The 21,185-nt window shown below is 58.0% G+C and carries 16 protein-coding genes; 10 read left to right on the top strand and 6 right to left on the bottom strand.

Annotated elements, in window-relative coordinates; translation table 11 throughout:
• Positions 1-24 precede the first annotated feature (24 nt).
• Both F1542_RS01045 and F1542_RS01050 read right to left on the bottom strand, forming a co-directional pair.
• Positions 25-1,401 carry an ATP-binding protein gene (locus F1542_RS01045; RefSeq protein ID WP_193731378.1) on the bottom strand — a complete coding sequence of 459 codons (1,377 nt, stop codon included), beginning with the start codon at positions 1,399-1,401 and terminating at the stop codon, positions 25-27.
• Entirely contained in the window at positions 1,398-2,093 is a 696-nt protein-coding gene (locus F1542_RS01050) for a response regulator transcription factor (RefSeq protein ID WP_253073243.1), read from the bottom strand. The genes F1542_RS01045 and F1542_RS01050 overlap by 4 nt, the downstream gene beginning before the upstream one ends.
• Positions 2,094-2,483: 390 nt before the next feature.
• Between F1542_RS01050 and F1542_RS01055 the strand changes: the two genes are divergently transcribed.
• The gene (locus tag F1542_RS01055) at positions 2,484-3,938 is read left to right on the top strand and encodes an MFS transporter (protein ID WP_227672349.1); all 1,455 of its coding nucleotides are present in this window, start codon (positions 2,484-2,486) and stop codon (positions 3,936-3,938) included.
• A 138-nt stretch (positions 3,939-4,076) separates the two neighbouring features.
• Here F1542_RS01055 and F1542_RS01060 read toward each other — a convergent pair whose 3' ends face one another.
• The gene (locus F1542_RS01060) at positions 4,077-4,358 is read right to left on the bottom strand and encodes a hypothetical protein (protein ID WP_193731379.1); all 282 of its coding nucleotides are present in this window, start codon (positions 4,356-4,358) and stop codon (positions 4,077-4,079) included.
• Between the two features lie 355 nt (positions 4,359-4,713).
• On the opposite strand from F1542_RS01060, the gene cydD reads away from it, so the two are divergent.
• The 6 genes from cydD to F1542_RS01090 all read left to right on the top strand — a co-directional run bounded on the left by cydD (position 4,714) and on the right by F1542_RS01090 (position 12,208).
• Positions 4,714-6,405, top strand: coding sequence for a thiol reductant ABC exporter subunit CydD (gene cydD, locus F1542_RS01065; protein WP_193731380.1), 1,692 nt, complete (start codon positions 4,714-4,716; stop codon positions 6,403-6,405).
• Entirely contained in the window at positions 6,402-8,093 is a 1,692-nt protein-coding gene (gene cydC / locus F1542_RS01070) for a thiol reductant ABC exporter subunit CydC (protein ID WP_193731381.1), read from the top strand. Before cydD ends, cydC begins: the two co-directional genes overlap by 4 nt.
• Positions 8,094-8,157: 64 nt before the next feature.
• Complete coding sequence (locus F1542_RS01075) at positions 8,158-9,768, top strand: cytochrome ubiquinol oxidase subunit I (protein ID WP_193731382.1); 1,611 nt, start codon at positions 8,158-8,160, stop codon at positions 9,766-9,768.
• Between the two features lie 14 nt (positions 9,769-9,782).
• Positions 9,783-10,922 (top strand): cytochrome d ubiquinol oxidase subunit II, encoded by a 1,140-nt coding sequence (gene cydB, locus F1542_RS01080; protein WP_193731383.1) that lies wholly within the window; start codon positions 9,783-9,785, stop codon positions 10,920-10,922.
• A gap of 13 nt (positions 10,923-10,935) precedes the next feature.
• Positions 10,936-11,130, top strand: coding sequence for a hypothetical protein (locus F1542_RS01085; RefSeq protein WP_025812284.1), 195 nt, complete (start codon positions 10,936-10,938; stop codon positions 11,128-11,130).
• Between the two features lie 382 nt (positions 11,131-11,512).
• Positions 11,513-12,208 (top strand): hypothetical protein, encoded by a 696-nt coding sequence (locus F1542_RS01090; protein WP_193731384.1) that lies wholly within the window; start codon positions 11,513-11,515, stop codon positions 12,206-12,208.
• Between the two features lie 95 nt (positions 12,209-12,303).
• Here the strand turns inward: F1542_RS01090 and nhaA are convergent, their stop codons facing one another.
• The 3 genes from nhaA to F1542_RS01105 form a co-directional block, all read right to left on the bottom strand.
• Entirely contained in the window at positions 12,304-13,515 is a 1,212-nt protein-coding gene (gene nhaA / locus F1542_RS01095) for a Na+/H+ antiporter NhaA (protein ID WP_193731385.1), read from the bottom strand.
• Between the two features lie 89 nt (positions 13,516-13,604).
• Positions 13,605-14,405, bottom strand: a complete 801-nt coding sequence (locus tag F1542_RS01100; RefSeq protein ID WP_193731386.1) for a phosphatase PAP2 family protein — start codon at positions 14,403-14,405, stop codon at positions 13,605-13,607.
• 776 nt (positions 14,406-15,181) lie between these two features.
• Positions 15,182-15,382, bottom strand: a complete 201-nt coding sequence (locus F1542_RS01105; protein ID WP_193731387.1) for a DUF2905 domain-containing protein — start codon at positions 15,380-15,382, stop codon at positions 15,182-15,184.
• A 480-nt stretch (positions 15,383-15,862) separates the two neighbouring features.
• On the opposite strand from F1542_RS01105, the gene F1542_RS01110 reads away from it, so the two are divergent.
• Genes F1542_RS01110 through F1542_RS01120 form a run of 3 tightly spaced genes read left to right on the top strand, consistent with a single transcriptional unit; the run spans position 15,863 to position 20,931 of the window.
• Complete coding sequence (locus F1542_RS01110) at positions 15,863-18,094, top strand: TonB-dependent receptor (protein WP_193731388.1); 2,232 nt, start codon at positions 15,863-15,865, stop codon at positions 18,092-18,094.
• 48 nt (positions 18,095-18,142) lie between these two features.
• Complete coding sequence (locus F1542_RS01115; protein WP_227672352.1) at positions 18,143-19,594, top strand: amino acid permease; 1,452 nt, start codon at positions 18,143-18,145, stop codon at positions 19,592-19,594.
• 47 nt (positions 19,595-19,641) lie between these two features.
• Positions 19,642-20,931 carry an FAD-binding oxidoreductase gene (locus F1542_RS01120; protein ID WP_193731389.1) on the top strand — a complete coding sequence of 430 codons (1,290 nt, stop codon included), beginning with the start codon at positions 19,642-19,644 and terminating at the stop codon, positions 20,929-20,931.
• Positions 20,932-21,185: the final 254 nt, after the last annotated feature.

The following is a 21,185-nucleotide window of genomic DNA, read 5'->3' on the forward strand; positions in this document are numbered from 1 at the left end:
GATCCATCCTTGCGGTCAGGTCACTTAATGGACGGCGTGGGTTTCAGGGTGCCTGCGTCTTGTCCCATGCGGGTCAAGGGGCAGGGCGATGCGCACACGCAGGCCAGATGGCTGGTTGTGATGAAAGGTCAGCGTGCCCCGATGGCGCTGTACGATATCGTGAATGATTGACAGTCCCAGCCCCAGCCCGCCATCCGCACTGCGGGCCGGGTCCAGGCGTGCGAAGGGCAGCAGTACGATATCGTGCATTTCCGATGGGATGCCGGGACCGTTATCCGCCACTTCGATAATGGCCTCATTGTTGTGCCGCCTTGTGTCAACCTGCGCCTGGCTGCCAAATTTGCAGGCGTTATCGATCAGGTTATTGACCATGCGGGCCACGGCCACAGGCTGGCACAGGCAGGTCAGGCCCAGATCACCCTGATAGATCACATTCCGGCCAATGGCCTCGAATTCCGCGCATACGCTTTCCACCAGCGCGCCGATATCAACCCGTTCGGCCGGTTCCGTGTCACCCTGACCCTTCAGGAACGACAGCGCCCCGTTCAGCATCCGGTTCATGAGCCACAGGTCATTGCGCAAGGCTGCGGGCGCAGCGTCGGCACCGCCCATTTCGATCCGCATGGACAGCCGGGTCAGCGGCGTGCGCAGGTCGTGGCCGATTGCCATGAGCATGCGGGTGCGTTCTTCGGTGGCGGCCGCAATCCGGGCCTGCATGCGGTTGAAGGCGCGTGCGACACGGCGCAGTTCCAACGGTCCCTGTTCGGTCAGGGGTTCGGGCGTGATGTCATGGCCAAAGGTTTCCGCCTTGTTCGCCAGTACTTTCAGCGGGCGGTTGATGCGCCACAGGCTCCACAGCGACAGGGTACCCATGATCACCAGCAGCGACAGGAACGACACGATCAGCGGCAGCGTCGTGCGCATGAGTTGTGGCAGATGGTGATTGATCCCGTTATGGGCGGTAATGAATATCCCTTCGCGGGGCATGTCGATATGGGTCGAGGTCATGCCGCTTGAATCAGCGGCACAGGTTGATTCCATGATGGTGGCGTCGCGGTTGCCCGGCTGTGCCTTGAGGATACGCCGCAACAGGACCGAAAAATGTTCGGTCGGGATCGGTGCGCAGGGAAAGGGGGCTGTCGTCTGGATCAGCATATCCGGCGTGGACATGCCGCGTGCGACGGCATCGCGCGTGGCGATCGGGCTTGCACGCAGGGCGTCGATCGCCGTCTCGATGGCCAGCGCGTTCGGCCATGGTCCTTCAGGCAGCGGTGGCACGGTCGGGCGCAGCGCCACGACCAGAAAGGCGACGACAAAAATGGTGACCAGCATGCTGGAGATCACGATCGCGACCATCTGCCCGTAAACCGTGCGGGGAAGCAGGGAAAAACGGCCCGTCATCGTTGTGGCGCTTCCCCATCGGGGGCTGTCATGTCCGGGTCGAATATATAACCATCGCCACGAACGGTCCGGAGCATTTCAAGCTGGCGCCCACCATGGGCCAGCTTGCGGCGCAGGCGGCTGACAAGCAGGTCGATGGTGCGTTCCTCGACGGCACCCGGTGAATTGTACAGCAGTTCGATGATGCGATCGCGGCCCAGTAACGTCCCGGCATGGTTCCACAGCAGCAGAAGCAGGTCGGTTTCGGCACCGGTCAGCGTCATGCGCACACCTTCCGTGCTGTAAAGGGCGCGTTTTTCCGGCGTGAAGATCCAGTTTCCGAATCTGTAACCGGGTTCGCGTGCGGCATGACCGGCCGGGATGGGTGGCCGACGCAGGACGGCTCGCATGCGGGCGGCCAGTTCCTCCAGGTCGAAAGGTTTGCTGATGTAATCATCCGCCCCCAGGTCAAGGCCCGCGATCCGTTCGCGGACATCGGCAAGGGCCGTGACCATGATGATCGGGGCAGCACTTCTGTCACGGATCAGGCGGCAGATGTCATGCCCGCTTTCCTTCGGCAGCATGAGGTCAAGCAGGACAATATCGGGCGGTCGCAATGTAATGATGGCCAGCACTTCGGCCGCCGTCATGGCGGACGCAACATGGTAACCCCTGTGTGACAGGAAACGTGTCAGCAGGCTGCGGATATCCATGTCATCTTCCACGACAAGGACAAAACGGTGCCCTTTGTGCGCCGGAAGATCATCATATCCGTGCCTGTCCGGGCGATCATTGCCAGAATGCCCCGTTACCAATCCCGTACTCCGCGCCAATCCATGCAGATCTGTCTGCGGGGGGGGAGTATATCCACTCCCGCCGCAGTGCGTAGAAAAGAGAAAGGGCGAGCGGCATTTATGTCAGGATTGACAAAAAACCATGCAGGCACGCGTCTGGCCGCCCGGGCGTAACCCACTGTTGAACATGCCCTGTTGCATTCGCGACCACATGCGGGGGTATGGTCGTGCGGCATGAAGCGCCACATACATATGCTGGCCAACAGACATTATGACAGACGACGTCATTCACTGGAAAATCAGCCCTGCATGTCAAATTCCTTCCCACAGCATCCCCATACGCAGGCGACGGTCCCCGGTGCCGCGATTGCGCGTTATTCGCCACTTCTTGCCTTTATCATGGCTATGGCCACGTTCATGCAGAACCTGGATGGGGCCATCATCAATACCTCGCTTCCGGCCATGGCCAGATCCTTCGGGGTCAGGACGCTAGACCTTTCGCTGGGGGTTACAGCCTACATGCTGGCATCCGCCGCCATTTCGCCGGTATCCGCCTGGCTGGCCATGAAATACGGCGAAAAGCGCGTGATGTGGGTGGTCATGCTGCTTTTCACGTTCTCGTCCTTCCTGTGTGGTATCGCGCAGGGACTGGGGGCGTTTGTATGCGCGCGCATCGGGCAGGGACTGGCGGGGGCTGTCATGATGCCGGTCGGCATGTCCATCATCCTGCGCTACACGCCGAAAAGTGACCTGATGAAAGCGCAGTCGGTTACGGTCTGGCCAGCACTCAGCGCACCCATCATCGGGCCTGTTTTGGGTGGCTACCTGACCCAGACCGTAGGGTGGCGGTGGAATTTCTGGCTCAATCTGCCGGTGGGCCTGATTGCCGTATTCTGCGTGCTGCGCGTTGTTCCGGCGGAACCGCCCGAAGGGGCGCCCCGGTTGGATGTCAGGGGGTTCGGGTTATGTGCCCTCAGCCTGACGTGTCTCCTGTCCGGACTGCAGCGATCGGCTGAAACAGGAACGGCGCGGCTTGTGGCTCTTGGGCTGATGGGGGTGGGCATCATGACGGGTGTCGCGGCAATCCGGCACCTGCGGCGGCATCCCACCCCCATTCTTTCCTTCGAACCGCTGAAGCGGGCCAGCCTGCGTTATGCCTCGCTTTATCCGGGGCTGATATTCCGGGCCGTATTTTCGTCAGCACCGTTCCTGCTGCCACTATTCTTCCAACTTGGTTTTGGTTTTTCACCGGCGCGTGCAGGCACATGGCTGCTGGCCTATTTCTGCGCCAATCTGGGCATCAAGCCGGCCACATCGGCCATCATCCGATGGGCTGGTTTTCGTAATGTTCTGTTCTTCAACGGGTTTCTTGTGTGTGCTTCCCTGTTGCCTTTCGTATTTCTGACACCGGATACGCCTGCCATCTGGCTTGGCCTGTCGCTGGCCTTTGCGGGCATGACCCGCTCCCTGCAATTGACAAGCCTGTCGACCGTTGCGTTTGCCGATGTGGGGCATGATGAACGCAGCAGGGCTGCCAGCATCATGTCCATTCTGGGGCAAACCGGTTCAACCGCGGGGGTAGCCATTACAGCATTCTGCCTGACGGTCCTGGAAAGTATGTATGGCCATGTGACGGTCAGCTTGAAGGAACTTCACATCGCTTTCCTCATAACGGCGGTCTGCGTGCTGGTGGGTACGCTGGGCTTTGGAAAAATGCCTGTAGATATTGGCCAGGAGGTTTCAGGCCACGGATTGCGCCGATAACCGTTGCCTTGTGACCCATTGAAAAAACGGGACTTAATCATTGGAGGCATTTGCGGCTTTCCTGCTTTCACGTCGTCGGGAAAGAGGGCGTATATCGACTGGTGCCTGTGTGCGGTGGAGGCCGCATGCTGATACGGTTCAGGCATGGCTGCTCTGGCTGCGTTCAGCCGGGGATATATTTTTTAAAACATATCTAGATATATCTTTAAATAAGATATATCGGTAAGCATGAAACACAGAAACAGACACGCAGGCGGTCGCGGTGGTGACCACAACGGTGGGTGGAACCAGAACAACGGCTCCAACTGATCCACTGCCTCTCCAGAAGGTCCGGCAATATGCCGGGCCTTTTTTATTAAGGGCTGTTTTGTTGGCAGCCATTTCATCAGCGACTGCCTGATCAACGCGATCTGCACGCATATCTGCAGGTTCCATGCCATGGTGGAAAGCAGGGCAGGGCAACTGTCATGCAGGGTGCTGTAGGTGGTTGCGGTGTCGCCGGTTTTACGCGGCGGCCTGGATACGTGCCGTTTCAATTCATACGGCAGACCTGCTGGTAGACCAAAAAGTTAATTAAAAATTGTAATTAATGAAATGCACCATTGAGATAATGGTGCGTTTTTTTTGTTTGTATGACAGATATTTTTTCAACAAGACCAATATGGTCTCTCTTGACATCAGACAGTTACATAATTAACTTAATCATACATACATAAAGTATGTAACTGTTTATACCCTCCGCTGCGTTCGCTGTCTGTGCGCATGGGGCAATGGTGTGAAAGTAGGCATGGAATATTCCAGCGACAGAAGCCTTGCGGGGCTTACGCGGCGCATGGGCCTGTGGCTTGGTGTGGCCGTGCTGCTTGGCGGGGGTGCCGCGGTGCTGCAGGTGCTGCAACTGGCCATGCTGGCGCGCATCGTTTCCGACCTTGCTTTCCATGGCCATGCCTTTGGCGATGAATTCCATGCGTTGGGACTGCTGCTTGCATTGCTGGCCGGGCGCGTCCTGCTGCAATGGGCTGCGGATATGGCGGCGGCGGAGGGCAGCCTGCGGCTGACATCCACCCTGCGCGGTGAGTTGCTGCGGCATCTGTTTAATGTTGGCCCGGTCGGCATTGCCGGGCAGGCAGCCGGACAGATGGTCACGGCATTGGGGGATGGTATCGCAGCACTGGAACCCTATTTCGCACAATATGTGCCACGTGCCGCCATGATGGTGGTAGTGCCGCTGCTGGTGCTGGCCATGGTGCTGCATCTGGATGGCTGGAGCTTTCTCATACTGGCCTGCACCGGGCCGCTCATTCCCGTTTTCATGGCGCTGGTGGGCTATCGTGCGCAGGCGATCATGGATCGGCAGTGGACACAGCTTCTGCTGCTGGGATCAGCGTTTCTGGATATATTGCAGGGCATGACCACATTGCGGCTGTTTGGCCGCGCGCGGGACAGTGTGGCTGCCATGGCCGGAATGGCGGATGAATACCGCCAGACCACCATGTCTGTCATGAAGGTGGCGTTCCTGACCTCCGCCGTGCTGGAATTCTTCGCCAGCCTGTCCATCGCCCTTGTGGCGGTCGTGTTCGGTTCCCGCCTGCTGGAAGGGAAGGCGGATTTTCAGTCGGCCTTTCTGGTCCTTTTGCTGGCGCCGGAATATTTCATGCCGCTGCGTGCGTTTTCCGCCAGTTATCATGCCCGGCAGAATGCAACCGCAGCCATGACGGGTATCAGCAGGCTGTTTGCCCTGCCGATCACGTCCATGCAACCTGACGCGCATGAAGCCAGCACTGCGCCGCTGGTATCCGTAGCGTGTGAAAACGTAACGGCCGGATACGAAAACGGCGTCCCGGTTCTGTCTGATGTAAACTGCACGTTCACGCGCGGCACCCTGACAGTCGTAACAGGTGAAAGCGGGGCCGGGAAAACCACGTTGACCCGTCTGCTGCTCGGACTGCTGCCGCCGGTGCAGGGGCGTATGACCGCCACGGATGAACACGGCATGACGCCTGCGCACTGGCACGACAGGATTGGCTGGCTGCCACAGCAGCCGCGCCTGATCCATGGCACGGTGGCTGAAAACCTGCGTCTGGCCATGCCTGCTGCCGATATGGATACCCTGAGGCGTGTCGCGGCACAGGCGGATGCCCTGTCCTTTATCGAGGCCCTGCCACAGGGGTTCGATACGCCGATTGGTGAGCGTGGTGCGCGTCTGTCCGGCGGTCAGGTGCAGCGTCTGGCGCTGGCCCGCGTGCTGTTGCGCAACCCGCAAATCCTGATCCTTGATGAACCGACAGCCAATCTTGACCCGCAGGGCGCACAGCGCGTGGCGGCGGCCATTGCGCGTGCGGCCGCAGGCCGGATCGCCATCGTGATCGCCCATCGTCCCGCCATGATCGCGCAGGCCGGGCAGATACTGCGCATACGCGACGGGCGGGTGTGTGCCGTCCCGTACAGGCTGGAGCATGCGGCATGAACACGTTTCATCGCATCATTGTCCTCATGCGGCCCATGCGGCGGGAAATGGCGCTGGGGCTTGTACTGTCCGTTATGGCGTCGCTGGCCAGTTTCGGCCTGCTGTTCCTGTCGGGCTGGTTGCTGGCCGCGGCTGCCGCGGCGGGATTGGGGGGTATTGCCGCGCGTAATGCATTCAACCTGTTCCTGCCAGCCGTCGGGGTGCGGTTTTTTGCTACCGTGCGTATTCTGGCCCGTTATCTGGAACGCCTGGTTACCCATGACGCGACCCTGCGCCTGATCGGGCGCATGCGGACATGGAGCGTCAGTCGCCTTGCCCCGCAGGCCCCCGCCGTGCTGGCGCGGCATCGTAGTGGGGACATGCTGTTCCGCTTTGTGGCCGATACGGATCGGTTGGGGCAGTTCTATCTGGAGGGGCTGCTTCCCTTTGCCAGTGCCACCATCTGCTGCGTGGTGTTCGTGGCGGTGACGGGAATGTTTTCCCTGGCCGCCGCCATGGTGCTGGCAGTGGGGCTGGTGGTATGTGGAGGCATGCTGCCGATAGTGGCGGGTGCTGTATCCCGTCGTGCCACGCGCCGGATCAGCCACCAGCAGGACGCCATGCATGCGGACCTGACCGAAGTGCTGCAGGGCATGGGGGAGTTCATGTTCCTCGGCGCTGCGGAAAGCGTGCAGGGGCGCATTGCCGACCGGCAGGCTGATATCCGTCATGCACGCAGGCATGTGGCCCTGATTGAAGGGGGCGCGCGCTGCGCCACGACAATCATCGCCATGCTGGGCGCTGTGGGTATCCTGGCGGTGGCGAGCGGGGCCTGCCGTAATGGTTCGCTGTCAGATGCCTGCCTGCCCATGCTGGCGTTAGGTGGTCTGGCCGCATTTGATGTGGTCAGTCCGCTGCCTGCCGCACGGCAGTTGCTGGGACAGGTGTGGCATGCGGCGACCCGGGTATTCGCCATGTGCGATGCCCCGCCATGTGTAGCCACGCCAGCAGCCCCCCGGTGCCCCGATGATCCGTCCGGCCTGTCGCTGTCAGGTATCGGGCTGCGTTATCCGGGGGCGGAACGCTGGGTCCTGCGCCATGCGGACCTGTCGGTAGGACAGGGGGAACGCGTGACCCTGGTCGGGCCGTCCGGCGCGGGCAAAAGCACGCTGGTGAACCTGCTGTTCCGTTTTTACGACTATCAGGAAGGTACGGCCCGTTTTGGCGGCGTGGACCTGAAGGATGTCGATGCGGACATCATGGCGCGACATGTCGGCGTGGTAGCGCAGGACTTTCACCTGTTTCAGGGCAGTATCCGTCGCAACCTGACCATTGCCTGCCCCAGCGCCACGGAGGCGACGATGTGGCAGGCGTTGCGGGTCGCCCGGCTTGATGCCTTCGTGCAGGCGGAGCCCGCCGGTCTGGATACCCTGATCGGGGAAGGGGGTGTGCGCCTGTCCGGCGGGCAGGCGCGACGGCTGGCCGTGGCCCAGGCCGTCCTGCGCACGCCGTCATGGATCATCCTTGATGAGCCGACCGAAGGGCTGGATGCCGATACCGAGCACGACCTGATGACCGCACTGCTGTCGGCCCTGCCGCCACGGACAACCATCATCTGCATTACCCATAACCCTGCGGTGGCAGCATGGATGGACCGGGTGGTGCGTGTCGAAGGGGGCCGGTTTCATGAGGCCGGGAGGGCGCCATGACCCGACGATGACCTGAAACCCGGAAAATCCCCTCACGCCCATACCGAAATCAGGAGACCTGACGGTGGAATTCATTAACCCCGATGTCGTCGATCTGTCGCGCTTCCAGTTCGCGCTGACGGCATTGTACCATTTCATGTTCGTGCCACTTACGCTGGGCCTGACATTCATGCTGGCGGCCATGGAGACGGTGTACGTCGTCACCGGCCGACAGATATACAAGGACATGGCCCAGTTCTGGGGCAAGCTGTTCGGCATCAACTTCGCCATTGGTGTTGCCACCGGCATCACCATGGAGTTCGAGTTCGGCACCAACTGGTCCATGTATTCCCACTTCTTTGGGGATATGTTCGGCACGCCGCTGGCTATTGAAGGACTGATGGCCTTCTTCATGGAGTCCACATTTGTCGGTCTCATGTTCTTTGGCTGGGACCGGCTGAGCAGGCAGGCGCATCTGGCGGTAACCTATCTTGTGGCACTTGGTTCCAACCTGTCGGCGTTGTGGATCCTGATCGCCAATGCCGGGATGAACATGCCCGAAGGCGCGCATTTTGATCCCGAGACCATGCGCATGCAGTTCGAAAGCTTTGTCGACCTGGTCTTCAACCCCGATGCGCAGGCCAAGTTCGTGCATACCTCGGTAGCGGGTTATGTGTCGGCGGCCATGTTTGTCATGGGTATCAGCGCCTTTTACCTGCTGCGTGGCCAGCACCGGCAGTTTGCCGCACGGTCGTTCCGCATGGCCGCCCTGTTCGGTATCATTTCCACCGTGGCCGTCATCACGCTGGGGGATGTGCTGGGGCGGCTGGATTATGAAAAGCAGCCGACCAAGATCGCCGCGATCGAAGGGTTGTGGCACACCAGCAACCCGCCGTTCGAACCGTGGATTGTCGCTGCCCTGCCCGATGACGCAAAGCAGGAAAATCACTACGAAATTGGTGTGCCGCTGGTCCTGACCCCGCTGATCACCCACACGTTTGACCAGCCCATTACCGGCATGCACGAACTGGAAGATCAGGCAGGCCCCCGCATACGTTCAGGGATCGACGCGGTTGCCGCACTTCGCCGGTATGGCGTCACCCATAGCGGTACGGACCTTGCGCAGTTTAGCGCGCATGAACAGGACATGGGTTATGGCCTGCTGGCGACCCGGCATGCACCCGGTCAGGATGTCACGGCCATTCCTGCGGATCAGGTTGATGATGTGGTCAGGGCGACGCAGCCCGATATCCTGCCCAATGTGTTCGTCACGTTCTGGTCGTTCCGGCTTATGGTGTTCCTGTCGCTGTGGTTCTTCGCGCTGTTCGCCATTTCGGCCTATCTCAGCCTGAAGCGCAGGCTTGAGCGTAGCCGCCTGCTGCTGAAACTGTGCATGTGGTCGATCCCGCTGCCGATCCTGGCGACCGAGTTCGGCTGGATCACGGCGGAAGCGGGCCGCCAGCCCTGGACCGTGTTCGGCTGGCTGCCGACCTTCCTTTCGGCCTCCAGCCATGGGATGTCGTACATGGTGTTCTCGCTGATCGGGTTCGTGCTGCTTTACAGCGTGTTCATCGCGGCTGAACTCTACCTCATGTTCAAGTTCGCCCGCCTTGGCCCCGATCATGACAGCATGGAACCGCACGCGCCTGCTGCGCCCATGGTATCTGCCTTTGACATGCGTCCCATGGCGTCCTGACAGGAAACGGTGAAATGGAACTTTACGCGATACTGAAAATAGTCTGGGCCGCAGTACTGGGTGTACTGTTCATTGGCCTGGGCACCATGGTCGGCATGGATATGGGGGTGGGCACGCTGCTGCGCTTTGTCGGGCGCAATGATGGGGAACGGCGTACCGCGCTGAACATCATCGGGCCCCACTGGGATGGCAACCAGGTCTGGTTCATCCTTGGGGGCGGGGCGATTTTCGCGGCTTTTCCCACGCTGTACGGTACGTCTTTCTCGACCTTTTACGTGGTCATGATTACGCTATTGTTCAGCATGATCCTGCGACCCGTGGCGTTTGAATATCGCTCCAAGGCGGACAGCAGGGTGTGGCGGGCAAGCTGGGACTGGGTGTTTCTGGTGTCCGGCTTCGTGCCGATGTTCATTTACGGGGCCGCATTCGGCAACGTGCTGGAAGGGGTGGGATACCACTTCGGATGGACTGGGCAGTACTATCAGGATCAATCCTTCCTGTCCTATCTGCTCAATCCATTTGCCATCCTGTGTGGCCTTATGTCTGTCGGGTTGAGTGTCTATCAGGGTGGAGCGATGCTCATGCTGAGGGCGGATGACCCGATCTGGTCTCGCGCCCGGCGCTATGCCATTGGCGGCGGTCTGGTTGCGGCCGCCCTGTTCGTAATCGGCGGTATATGGGTGCAGTTCCTGCCCGGTTTTGTCATGACAGCACCAGTCAACCCCGCCATGCCTGCCAACCCGCTGCATGGGCAGTCGGTTGCGATGGTTGCCGGGGGCTGGATGTACAATTTCCATGCCCATCCCGCCCTGTGGCTGCTGCCGCTTGTGGGGCTGGGCTGCATGCTTGCAGGCGTTGCCATGCTGGCGGCTGGTCGCAGCGTTGCGGGCTGGTGGCTGGGACTGGGCGCATGGGCTGGCACCATCACCACGGTTGGCTGCGCCATGTTTCCGTTCCTGATGCCGTCTTCTACCGCGCCGGACCAGAGCCTGACGGTATGGAACAGCACCGCCAGTGAATATGGCCTTGGCTGCATGCTGGTGGTGGCGGGGATCTTCGTGCCGATCATCCTGTCCTATACGTCGTGGTGTTATTATGTCATGCGCGGCAAGGTCCATACCGCCGATGTCGTGAACGACACCCATAGTTACTGATTGCGAGGTCGTGATGACAAAGCTTCTGCGCCTGGCCGGTCTGGCCGTTGTTCTGGTCGTTTCCCTGCTGTTTGCCGTGTTCGTGGGGGATCAGGGACCATGGTATTTCGCATGGGTGATCGGCACGGTCATGATCATCCTTATTTCCGGGGCGGGTGCGATCATGCTTGATGCCCAGTCCAGTCTTTCACCCGATGGAGAGATCTGATCATGATGGGCGATCTTGAACGGATCATCTTCTTCATCCCGATGATTTACATGGGGCTCTACCTGATTGCCTACCGCTGCGGGCGGCGCTGGTTCCCATGACATGAATGGCGGCGGGTCTTTCTTCATCTCACGCCCGTCGCCGTATCGCGGCATCACCCTGTCGATGATACGCAGCACGCCACCCGGGCATCCACGGGTGGCGTGTTCTGTTTTTCACACGATTGTTCCGGCCATATGGACCGGTCGGCAGTGTAGCCTTGAACCGGATCAAAAAAACGGGTTGTGTCTGTTGACCGTGACATATGCCATGCCGGACCGTCCGCGTTGAATGACCCGGTCCCGCTGTGTATGCGCAGCATCACATGTGCAAGGAGCCAGTCGTGCATAATCTCGATTTCAGTTCATGGCACAGCCTTCTGGCGACCGCGATAGGGCTGTCCCTGATTACGCTGATTGGTGTGGGTATCCGGCTGCTTGTCATGGTTGTGGTCCAGCAGCGGCGTGAACGGATGAACCGACAGATCAACGAGCGCCTGCGCACCCTGATCGCCGCCTATCGTACGCTGGGTGGGTCCTTTACCGGTGATCTGGCCGTGGACCCGCGGCACCGGCGGGAATTACGTGTTATGGAAAATGGCGATACGCAGGCATCCGTCCGTCCGGATGAGGGAACGGATACGGCAGGATCCGACCGTGCCCGGCGTATTCGTGACGCCGTGGAGGCGGCTTTGTCGGATATCATCCTGCTGGGAACAGAGGAACACGTCCGGTTGGCCAACCATGCCGCTCGGGAACTGGTGACCGGGCAGCGCGTGCATACGCATGATCTGGTTGTCTCCCTACGGGATTTTATCCGTAAGGCGCTTGATCTTGAACCCATTCCGTCCGACCTTGCCCTCCCGATGCAGGGACCGTCCCGCGCGCAGGGATCAGGGAACCGGGGGAAGGAAGAAGGAAAGAAGGAAGGGGCAGGGGGTAACGCTGGCGGAGGGGGCGGCGGTATGCAGGCAGGTGGCGATATGGCCGTAATGGGTGAAAACCATATGGATGGTCATGGCAACATCTCACAGCATTGATGGCATGACCTGATTTATGGAAAAGAACATTGCATGGCGCGTGTGTGATAATGTGATGTTCTGCTTGGAAAATGCAGGGTCGGGGTGTCAATCATTCAGGGAACATAAGGCGCGGATGGGCGCGCGGAATGGCCAGCCATGGGCAGAAAACGTAACCAGAGCCAACCGATGGTTGCTGCGATGGCCGACCCTGCAAATATCCCCATCTTGGCCAGGGAAACAGTATTTGATGCGGAAAAAGCAAGGCCAGAAATAAATATACTTATCGTAAAGCCAATACCGCAAAGCAATGAAAGCCCGAACAGTGTTTTTATGGATGTGCCGGACGGGAGCGTTGCAATTTTCAGGCGGGCAGCCAGCATTGTCGTCCCGAAAACCCCGACCGGCTTGCCAATGAGCAGGCCAAGCATAATGCCAAGCGGAAGGGGTTCAAGCAGCATGCCCGTACTCATGCCCGCAAGGGAAATCCCTGCATTCATGAAGCCGAACAGTGGTAAAATACCCCATGTTACGACAGGGCCCAGAATGCTGGCTGTCGTGTCCAGGGGCGTGGACCGTCTGATATCCCTGCCCGATGATGTTGCAGGCAGGCCCAATCCGGTCATGACCCCGGCCAGGGTGGGGTGCAGCCCTGAATTCAGCAATGTAATCCACAGGAATGCGCAACCGGCGGCATAGGGCCAGACTGTTCCGATACCTGCCCTGTTCATGCAGACCAGCGCGGCGGCGATGATGAACGCGGCGATCAGGGCATCTAGGTCAGGGGCGGTCCCGTAAAACAGGGCAATGACGATAATCCCCAGCACATCATCGAAAATGGCCAGCGCCATCAGCCATACCCGGGCGCCGGTCGAAACACGCTGACCAAGCGCCATGATGACCGGCAGGGTAAAGGCGGCGTCAGTCGCCACGGGAATGGCCCATCCGCCTGAAATATCGGGATGGCCATGGGTGACCATAAGATAGGTCAACGCAGGCACCATCATCCCGCCTACCGCCCCGATCAGGGGCAGTGCGACCTGCCGGGGGGAGGAAAGATGCCCGGATATGATTTCCTTTTTGATTTCCAGGATCACCGTTACAAAAAACAGGGTCATCAGGCCGTCCGAGACCCATTCAGCACTATTACACGGACCATGATTTCCCAGCAGGGAAAGCTTCATCGGCCATGTTATCAAGACTGTGTAATCTGCCTTCCATGGGGAGTTTGCCATGGCAAATCCCAGCACCGATGCCAGCAGCAGAATGGTCGCGCCCCCGGCAGGGGACGCAAAAAAGCGACGGACATGATTGGAGAACGTGGTCATGCATGCGTATTGCAGGAACTGGAACCCATGGGCAAGAATATGAATTCCAGACACCATGTTGCTTGTTTAATGCATGGTGGGAATGACTGTTACAAAGGTGAGTGGCGGGCAGCGTCCTGTTCCAGGGCACAGGTTCGTTTGCGTGGTCTGGCTGTATTATGCTGCTGTGCCGCAAGTTCTGCACGGGCCTGTTCCATGTCCGCACGAAAATCCGGACTGCCATGCATGGCTGCGATTTCCGCGGCACCAAGCATATAGCCTGCCTGCACGTCACTTTCCCAATGCACGCCGCATATGATGCGGCTTTCGCCAAAGACACGGCCCCGCTGTAATATCTGTGTTGCCTGTTGGGGCAACAGTTCCGCCAGAACCAGTGCCGTGCTCCAGCCCAGCATCGTATGTCCCGACGGATAGGATCCTGATGTCGCAAGGTGCTCCCGGTCATCTTCCGTGCAGATGGGTTGCCCGTTCCCGACAAATGGACGGGCGCGATGCCAGTAGGACTTGCTTTTACGCATGTCGGTCGTTTCAGATACATCCATCCGGTGTATCAGGGCGGTCAGATGTGGCAGGTTGGCACTGTTGATCGTAAACCCCGCCGCGCACGAAAAGCTGCGTAACAGCGCATCTTCATGCAAATCGGCATCGGATGTGGCCAATGCCCAACGTCGACTGCCCTTGAGCATGCGGGTTGAAGTGAATGCCTGGTCATCCACCATCTGTCGGGCTGTGCCCGGTTGTGGTGGCGGTGGCAGGTATGCTGTCGCATCCGGTTGCGTGGCAGGCGTGAAATACCCGATTTTATCATCATTCGTTGAAAGGGGTTCTGCCGCAATGCCCGTACCCGGTGAAAGGGACAGGATGATGCAGAACAGTACTGCATGCGCCATGCATTTATACAGGAAACGGTGCCTGGTCCGCGTAAAATTACCACGGGTTTCCGTATTGCGTGTTCTCGCGGTGTGGGAATGGAATGGAAAAGGATGTCGCATTGCAGGCTCGTCTGAATGAATCACAGGGAAGGGCAGCGGGAATATTCAGGAGTATAGGCGCAATATGGATGCCATGACCGTGTCTGGCACTGAAAAATGACCCATATCATGTTAATGGCCGCCCTTCATATGTCAGGTTTCCTGTCTGCAGGCATTAAAGGTAGTCATGACAGTTTGACAGGCATAATGCCGTTCTTCCCGTCAACACAGTGTAATCTTCACGAAACTGTCACAAATTTTTCGTGATGAGATCCCTTGCACAGCAACCGTCTTTTTGCATGAACCCAAACGGGGCGATAAAGCTGTTGACTGAAAACCGGTTGTCCTGTCGGCAGGACTGGTTGCGCCTGTATTGCCGCGTAAGTGCCGATTTCTTCATTCGATGCCGTGCATCCTTTTCCACATGATCTTACAATTCATGCTTCCTATAGCCAGTTTCTGGGGCGGCCCGCACCGGGGCAGATCGCCATGACGATATCTGAAAGTTGTGGTGATGATGGCGCGGGTGTCGTTGACTGTGCTTTGACCATGGCCCATGGCAGGCACGCTGTCTTCCTGCAAAACCGGGCGTGCATGAAAGTAAGAAACAAACATCTTATTATAAAACTGTAATCCCATGTCGCCGTATTGAGTGGAGCAATATTTCCATTTTGGAAAAGAGGTTGCCTACGACGTTATCGCCTGATGATCCACATCACGAATGAAAATATGACACTTGCAAGCACGCAGGTCGTAATGGGAATATAAACAGTAAAATTCTGCCTCTGTATCAGGATATCTCCCGGTAGCCTGCCAAGCGGCAGGCGCGAAAGCAGGGGCCAGCACAGGCCTGCCAGAAGAAGGATCAGGCCGATGGCAATCAGAATGCGGGGCATGGGAGGTTATCCATAACTGGTCAGTCAATCTGTCTATGTGTTACAAGATGGATATGGCCCCGTCGGGATACAACCTGACGACCTGTCCCTATATGCCATGACAGGTTCATGGCGGCCAGCTAATGGCAATATGCCCCCATTTCCGTTCTTGTAATCAGTGCAGTAGGTAGGTGCCGGATGCATTGCACTGTCATGCTGACTGCATATGTACACGATCGGGCATGCGGACCCAAACTGTCTATATACGATATGGTGCTTATTCGGAATGATCTGGATGCGCAATATTCGTGTGGTCTGCTCCCGGCTGACTGAAGCCTTATTGCCTTGGAAACATTTTTTGGGACGGAAATGGCAGGAATGGTCAGAAAATTGCCCTTGTGTGGTGTTCTTCTTGCAGCGACGGCGCTTGACTGTCAGATGGCTTGGGGGGCAGACCTGACGCATACGGATCATGGTCATAATCCGGCGAGCAAGGGCCATATGGCAGTCAGGCATGCGGAAGGGGCGCGTCCTGTCGAATCCCTTTCCGTCAGCGCGCGCCGTAATGTCTCGCATGGCACGGAACAGCGCATGGGCCAGAAGGTCATGCAGCAGTTCGTGGCAGGAACGAACCCCATGAAAATACTGGCGGCGCGCACGCCAGGGCTAAGCTTCAGTTCCAGTGATGCGCTGGGGCTGGATGGATGGTCGAGCAGTCTGTACATGCGTGGGTTCTACTGGAACAATATCGGCATGACGCTGGACGGCATTCCGCTGAATGACCAGTCCTATGCAACGCTGAACGGCCTTAACCTGTCGCAGGCCATCATCACAAACAATATCAGCGGTATGTCTGTATCACAGGGTGGTGGTTCGGTTGATACCATGTCCACCACCAACCTGGGTGGCGCCATCCAGGTCACCAGCGCCAATCCGTCTGACAAGATGGGTGGCGACGTATCGCAGATGTTCGGCAGTAATGCTTCTTTCCGTACTTATGGGCGGTTTGATACGGGTGCCATGAACAGCACCGGAACCAAGATGTATATCGCCTATGCCCGCTCCGATACGCATAAATGGAGGGGCTATGGTGACCAGTTGCAGCAGCAGGCAGAAGCGAAGCTGGTGCAGCCCGTAGGAAAAGACAGCAGCATTTCCGGTTTCATGAGCTGGGCAAACAACTCCCAGTGGGGTTACGTTGATCAGTCGCTTACTGAAATCAAGAACGGCGGCTGGAGTGATGATTACCTGTACCCCAATTATGGCGCTGCCTATAAGCAGGCCCAGAAATATGGCGGCGATGCACAGTTGTATGATGGTGGCCAGCATCAGGTCGACTACCTCGGTGGTCTGACATTTGATATGGCGATGACCAAGAACCTGCATTGGAAAACCCTGTTCTACGGTAACAGTCAGGTCCTTTATTCCACCTATGCAGATCCCGGGCAGTCTTCGCAGGTGCTGCCGGGTGCGACAGAGGCAGCCCCTTTGTCCGAGCAGGTCTGGCAGTCCCACCAGGTGCGTTATGGTATGACGTCATCCATAAAATACAATATTGCGCATAATACGTTCCAGACAGGTATCTGGCTGGAAAACAACAATCAGGAAATGGGTCAGTATTTCTATAACGAACCATCCCTGTCCAGTGGCCTTGCGCCGCTCAAGACGATCGGGCCGTACAATACGTATGGCCGCGCCTTCCTCAGCCCGTATGATTTCAAATGGACCACGGATACATTCCAGTATTTCATGTCCGATACGTATCATGTGCTGCATAACCTGGATATTCATGCCGGTTTCAAGTCCATGATCACCACGACATCGGGTGGGGCGCAGTATAATGACGCTGCTTATACCGGTGCATCCGCGCTGGCTAATGGCAGCATGACGGCGGCGGCGGCCTTCCTGCCCCACGTCAGTGTGAACTGGCGTTTCCTGCCCGGTCATGAACTGTATTTTGACGTGGCCGAGAACATGCGTGGCTATGGTGTCCAGTCCTGGGGTTCAGCCGGGCAGGCGTCGCTGTGGGCGGTGCAGGATCAGGCGACCTTCCGTAAACTACAGGGTTCGACGCCCGCGGAACGGGACTGGGTCTATCTTGTCGGCTATCGTTTTAACGACAAATACGCCAATTTCTCGGTTGATGCCTACCACGTCAACGACAACCATCGCCTGCTGGAAGTGAATGCGGGCACGTTGAACAACCCGGTCCTGTCGGTACAGCAGACCGATATTTCCATGTATGGTGTTGATGCCACCCTGACATTGCACCCGTTCCAGAGCGGTGTGATGAAGGGACTGTCGATGTTCAACAGCATCAGCTACAATCATGCTACTTATGGTAGTAATCTTGAATCGGCTGGTCATGTTTATGATGTCAATAAAAAGAATATCGTAAACTATCCCAAGTTCATGTATAAATCCAACCTGACATACGCATTCCATCGTGCGGAAGCGCATATTGACGCCAATTATTATTCCCGCCGCTACTATAGCTATACCAATGATACATCCGTGCCGGGTTACTGGCTGGTTACCATGGGCGCACGTTACCGCTTTGGCGATTATGGCCCCCTGAAAAACCTGACCCTCGATTTCAGCGTATATAATCTTACGAATACGAAATATATCTCTATGATGGGTGAAAACGGCAACCCGATGTCTGGCGATCTGTATTCTGTCGAACGTGGTGCGCCACGACAGTATTTCGGAACGATCAGCGCGCATTTCTAAGCACTGGACCGGGGCCGGGATCATCTGTTGGGAATGGGGTAAGAACGTATGAACAGCCTTTCACCGCCTTCGCCCAAGGTAAAGACGGCTCCGGAAAATGCGGTGCTCAAGGACCGGCACGTTTCCATGATCTCGATTGGGGGGGTGATTGGGGCCAGTCTGTTCGTGGGATCGGCTACGGCCATTTCCACGGCTGGGGCCGGGGTACTGTTTTCATATTTTCTGTGTGGTCTGCTGGTCATGTGCGTGACGCGGATGCTGGGGGAAATGACTGTTGCTTCCCCCGATACCGGTTCGTTTGTCGGGCAGATCCGCCGGGGTTTGGGGCTGCGGGTCGGGTTCATCGCGGGATGGATCTACTGGATCATGTGGGCCACCCTGCTGGGGCTGGAGGCAATTGCTGCCGCCAGTTTCCTCAGCCCCTACCTGCCGCTTCCCTATCTTGTCATCGAATTGCTGGTGATCGGGATCATGACAGGGGTCAACCTGTTTTCCGTAAGGGGGTATGGGGAATTCGAGTACTGGTTCTCGGTTCTCAAGATCACCACGATCGTGGTTTTTATCCTGATTGGCGTGTCTGTCCTGTTTGGCGTGAAAGGCGCAGCCAGCCCGGGCGGGGCGCTGTTTTCCGCCGCCGGCTTGATACCGCACGGCCTGTTTACCCTGCTGGCGGTCATTCCCGGTATCATGCTTTCCATGGCGGGATCGGAAATAACGACCATCGCCGCATGCGATAGTCATGACCCGGCGGGTAACGTGGCCCGGTCCACCCGGACGGTTGTGCTGCGGATCATGATTTTCTATCTTGTATCCATAGGGCTTATTATCTTCCTGCTTCCGTTGTCGCGTGTCGTGCCTGGATATTCGCCTTTTCTGGCGACGCTGGAATATATCGGCGTGCCGTTTGCATCGGCCATGATGACGGCCGTCATGCTGATCGCAACACTGTCGGCCCTTAATTCAGGTATATACATAACATCACGTATTCTGTGCGAACTGGCGGAAAATGGTGATGCGCCCCGTACCTTTCTTCAGCGCAACGCGAAGGGTACGCCCGTGCGTGCCATCCTGTGTGGCTGTGTGGTCGCGGTTATCGTGGCGCTGGTGGGTATGATGGCGCCGGGACGGGTATTCGGTTTCCTGGTCAGTGCGAGTGGCACCTTCATCCTGTTTGACTATGTACTGATTGTCGTGGCGCATATCCGCCTGCGTCGCGCCTGTATGGCCAGGGGGGAGCCACCTGCGCTTCCCATGTGGGGGTTTCCATTCCTGTCATATGGGATACTGGGTGCGTTGCTGGCCACGCTGGTCACCATGTTCTTTGCTACTGAACATACGCGTCAGGAAATCGTGCTGAGCACGATCAGTCTTGGCATCATCATCGTGATCGAAAACTTCTCTTTTGGACGTCGGCGCCGTAACGGATACGCACAGGCGGCCCAGGCAGGGCACAAGGCAACCGTTCCGGTGGGGGCGTCCGATACATCACGTCTTTCGTGATAATCTGAACCCGATCTTTCAGGGTTCATGGTGGAGTACACGTAGTCATGGCTTCCATTTCATATAAATCCTTTCCCCCCAGCCTGTATGCGGCTGTCAGCCCGCCCGGACCGGTTACGACCGCATTGCAGGGGGAGCACATATGTGAAACCGTTCTGATTGGCGCAGGCTTTACCGGCCTGTCGGCGGCGCTGCACCTTGCGCAGACAGGATCTGAAGTCATGGTGCTGGAAGCCAATGAGATCGGCTGGGGCGCATCGGGTCGTAATGGTGGACAGGTCAATCCCGGTCTCAAGACCCTGCCGTCCGAGGTCGAGCGTGACCTTGGTCCCCATGGGGCAGCACTGGCCGATGCAGCATGGGAGGCCCCTGACCTTGTATTTGACCTGATCGAGAAATACGGCATCAAATGCGATGCAGCGCGTGGTGGCACGATCCGCGCGTCTACGGCAGAGGGGCAGCTTCCCCATGAACAGAAACTGTTCAATGAATGTCGTGACCGTGGCGGGCCAGTAACCTGGCTGGATCGTACGGACATTGCCACCCGAACGGGAACCAGCCGTTACTGTGGTGGCTTTGTTGACGCGCGCGGGGGGCAGGTCAATCCACTGGCCTATACGCGTGGGCTGGCGCAGGCTGCGATTGATAACGGTGCGATTATCCATGCCAATTCGCCCGTCATATCCCTGCGCCGTGCAAACGGGAAATGGCTGGTCAGGACACCGCATGGTAGCGTAAACGCCAGACACGTCGTCTTTGCCACCAATGGGTATACAGGACGGTTGTGGAACCGTCTGCGCCGCACTCTTGTCCCTGCTTACAGCGCCATTATCGCGACGGATCCGCTGCCTGCCCCCTTTGTAGAGCGCATTCTTGCCGATCGTGAAGTCGTGTATGAAATGGGCGAACTGGTGACATATTACCGGATTGATGGCGCGGGACGCCTGCTTATTGGTGGGCGGTCAGCATCCCGCGATCTGTCAGGCCCCGCGACATTTCCGTTCCTGCAGAAACATGCCTGCATGCTGTGGCCATTCCTGAAGGGGGTCGCATGGCGGTATGGATGGAACGGCCAGATTGCCATTACGCTTGACCATTATCCCCACTGGCATGAACCGATTGAGGGGATCATGGCCTGTGTAGGGTATAATGGCCGCGGGGTAGCGATGGCGACCCTCATGGGACGTGAGATCGCACGCCGGATCAGCGGGGTTCCCGCTGAGGAAATCCTGCTGCCGGTTTCACCCTTGCGGCCTATCCCTGCGCATTTTGGCTGGCGTCTGGGGGTGGCGGGGGCGGTGCTACGGGGAAGGATTCTGGACGCACTGGCGAAGTGAACAGTTAACACGCCCCTGACGGAAGGCGCTGTGTCATCAGGGAACAATATAGACCTTATCGGCAGGCCGGTCTGTTGGGAGTTGTGTTCCTTCCTGCTGGCTTAGGGAGGCATTCGGGACCGGCGGAAGGTGTAGATGCCGCAATTTCTCAAAGGGTGAATGACTGGGGACCTGTTCGCAGGTCCTTCAGGCCTTGATCGCGATGGTCCGTCATTTGACGACCATGTTGGAGGCACTGTTGTGAACGGACTGCC

Source organism: Komagataeibacter sp. FXV3 (assembly GCF_015155755.1).
GTDB lineage: Bacteria > Pseudomonadota > Alphaproteobacteria > Acetobacterales > Acetobacteraceae > Komagataeibacter.

Coding starts and splice junctions, on each gene's coding strand:
- F1542_RS01045 (WP_193731378.1), bottom strand. CDS start 1,401: ATGACGGGCCGTTTTTCCCTGCTTCCCCGCACGGTTTACGGGCAGATG.
- F1542_RS01050 (WP_253073243.1), bottom strand. CDS start 2,093: ATGGATATCCGCAGCCTGCTGACACGTTTCCTGTCACACAGGGGTTAC.
- F1542_RS01055 (WP_227672349.1), top strand. CDS start 2,484: ATGTCAAATTCCTTCCCACAGCATCCCCATACGCAGGCGACGGTCCCC.
- F1542_RS01060 (WP_193731379.1), bottom strand. CDS start 4,358: ATGCGTGCAGATCGCGTTGATCAGGCAGTCGCTGATGAAATGGCTGCC.
- cydC (WP_193731381.1), top strand. CDS start 6,402: ATGAACACGTTTCATCGCATCATTGTCCTCATGCGGCCCATGCGGCGG.
- cydB (WP_193731383.1), top strand. CDS start 9,783: ATGGAACTTTACGCGATACTGAAAATAGTCTGGGCCGCAGTACTGGGT.
- F1542_RS01085 (WP_025812284.1), top strand. CDS start 10,936: ATGACAAAGCTTCTGCGCCTGGCCGGTCTGGCCGTTGTTCTGGTCGTT.
- nhaA (WP_193731385.1), bottom strand. CDS start 13,515: ATGACCACGTTCTCCAATCATGTCCGTCGCTTTTTTGCGTCCCCTGCC.
- F1542_RS01100 (WP_193731386.1), bottom strand. CDS start 14,405: ATGGCGCATGCAGTACTGTTCTGCATCATCCTGTCCCTTTCACCGGGT.
- F1542_RS01105 (WP_193731387.1), bottom strand. CDS start 15,382: ATGCCCCGCATTCTGATTGCCATCGGCCTGATCCTTCTTCTGGCAGGC.
- F1542_RS01110 (WP_193731388.1), top strand. CDS start 15,863: ATGGCAGTCAGGCATGCGGAAGGGGCGCGTCCTGTCGAATCCCTTTCC.
- F1542_RS01115 (WP_227672352.1), top strand. CDS start 18,143: ATGAACAGCCTTTCACCGCCTTCGCCCAAGGTAAAGACGGCTCCGGAA.
- F1542_RS01120 (WP_193731389.1), top strand. CDS start 19,642: ATGGCTTCCATTTCATATAAATCCTTTCCCCCCAGCCTGTATGCGGCT.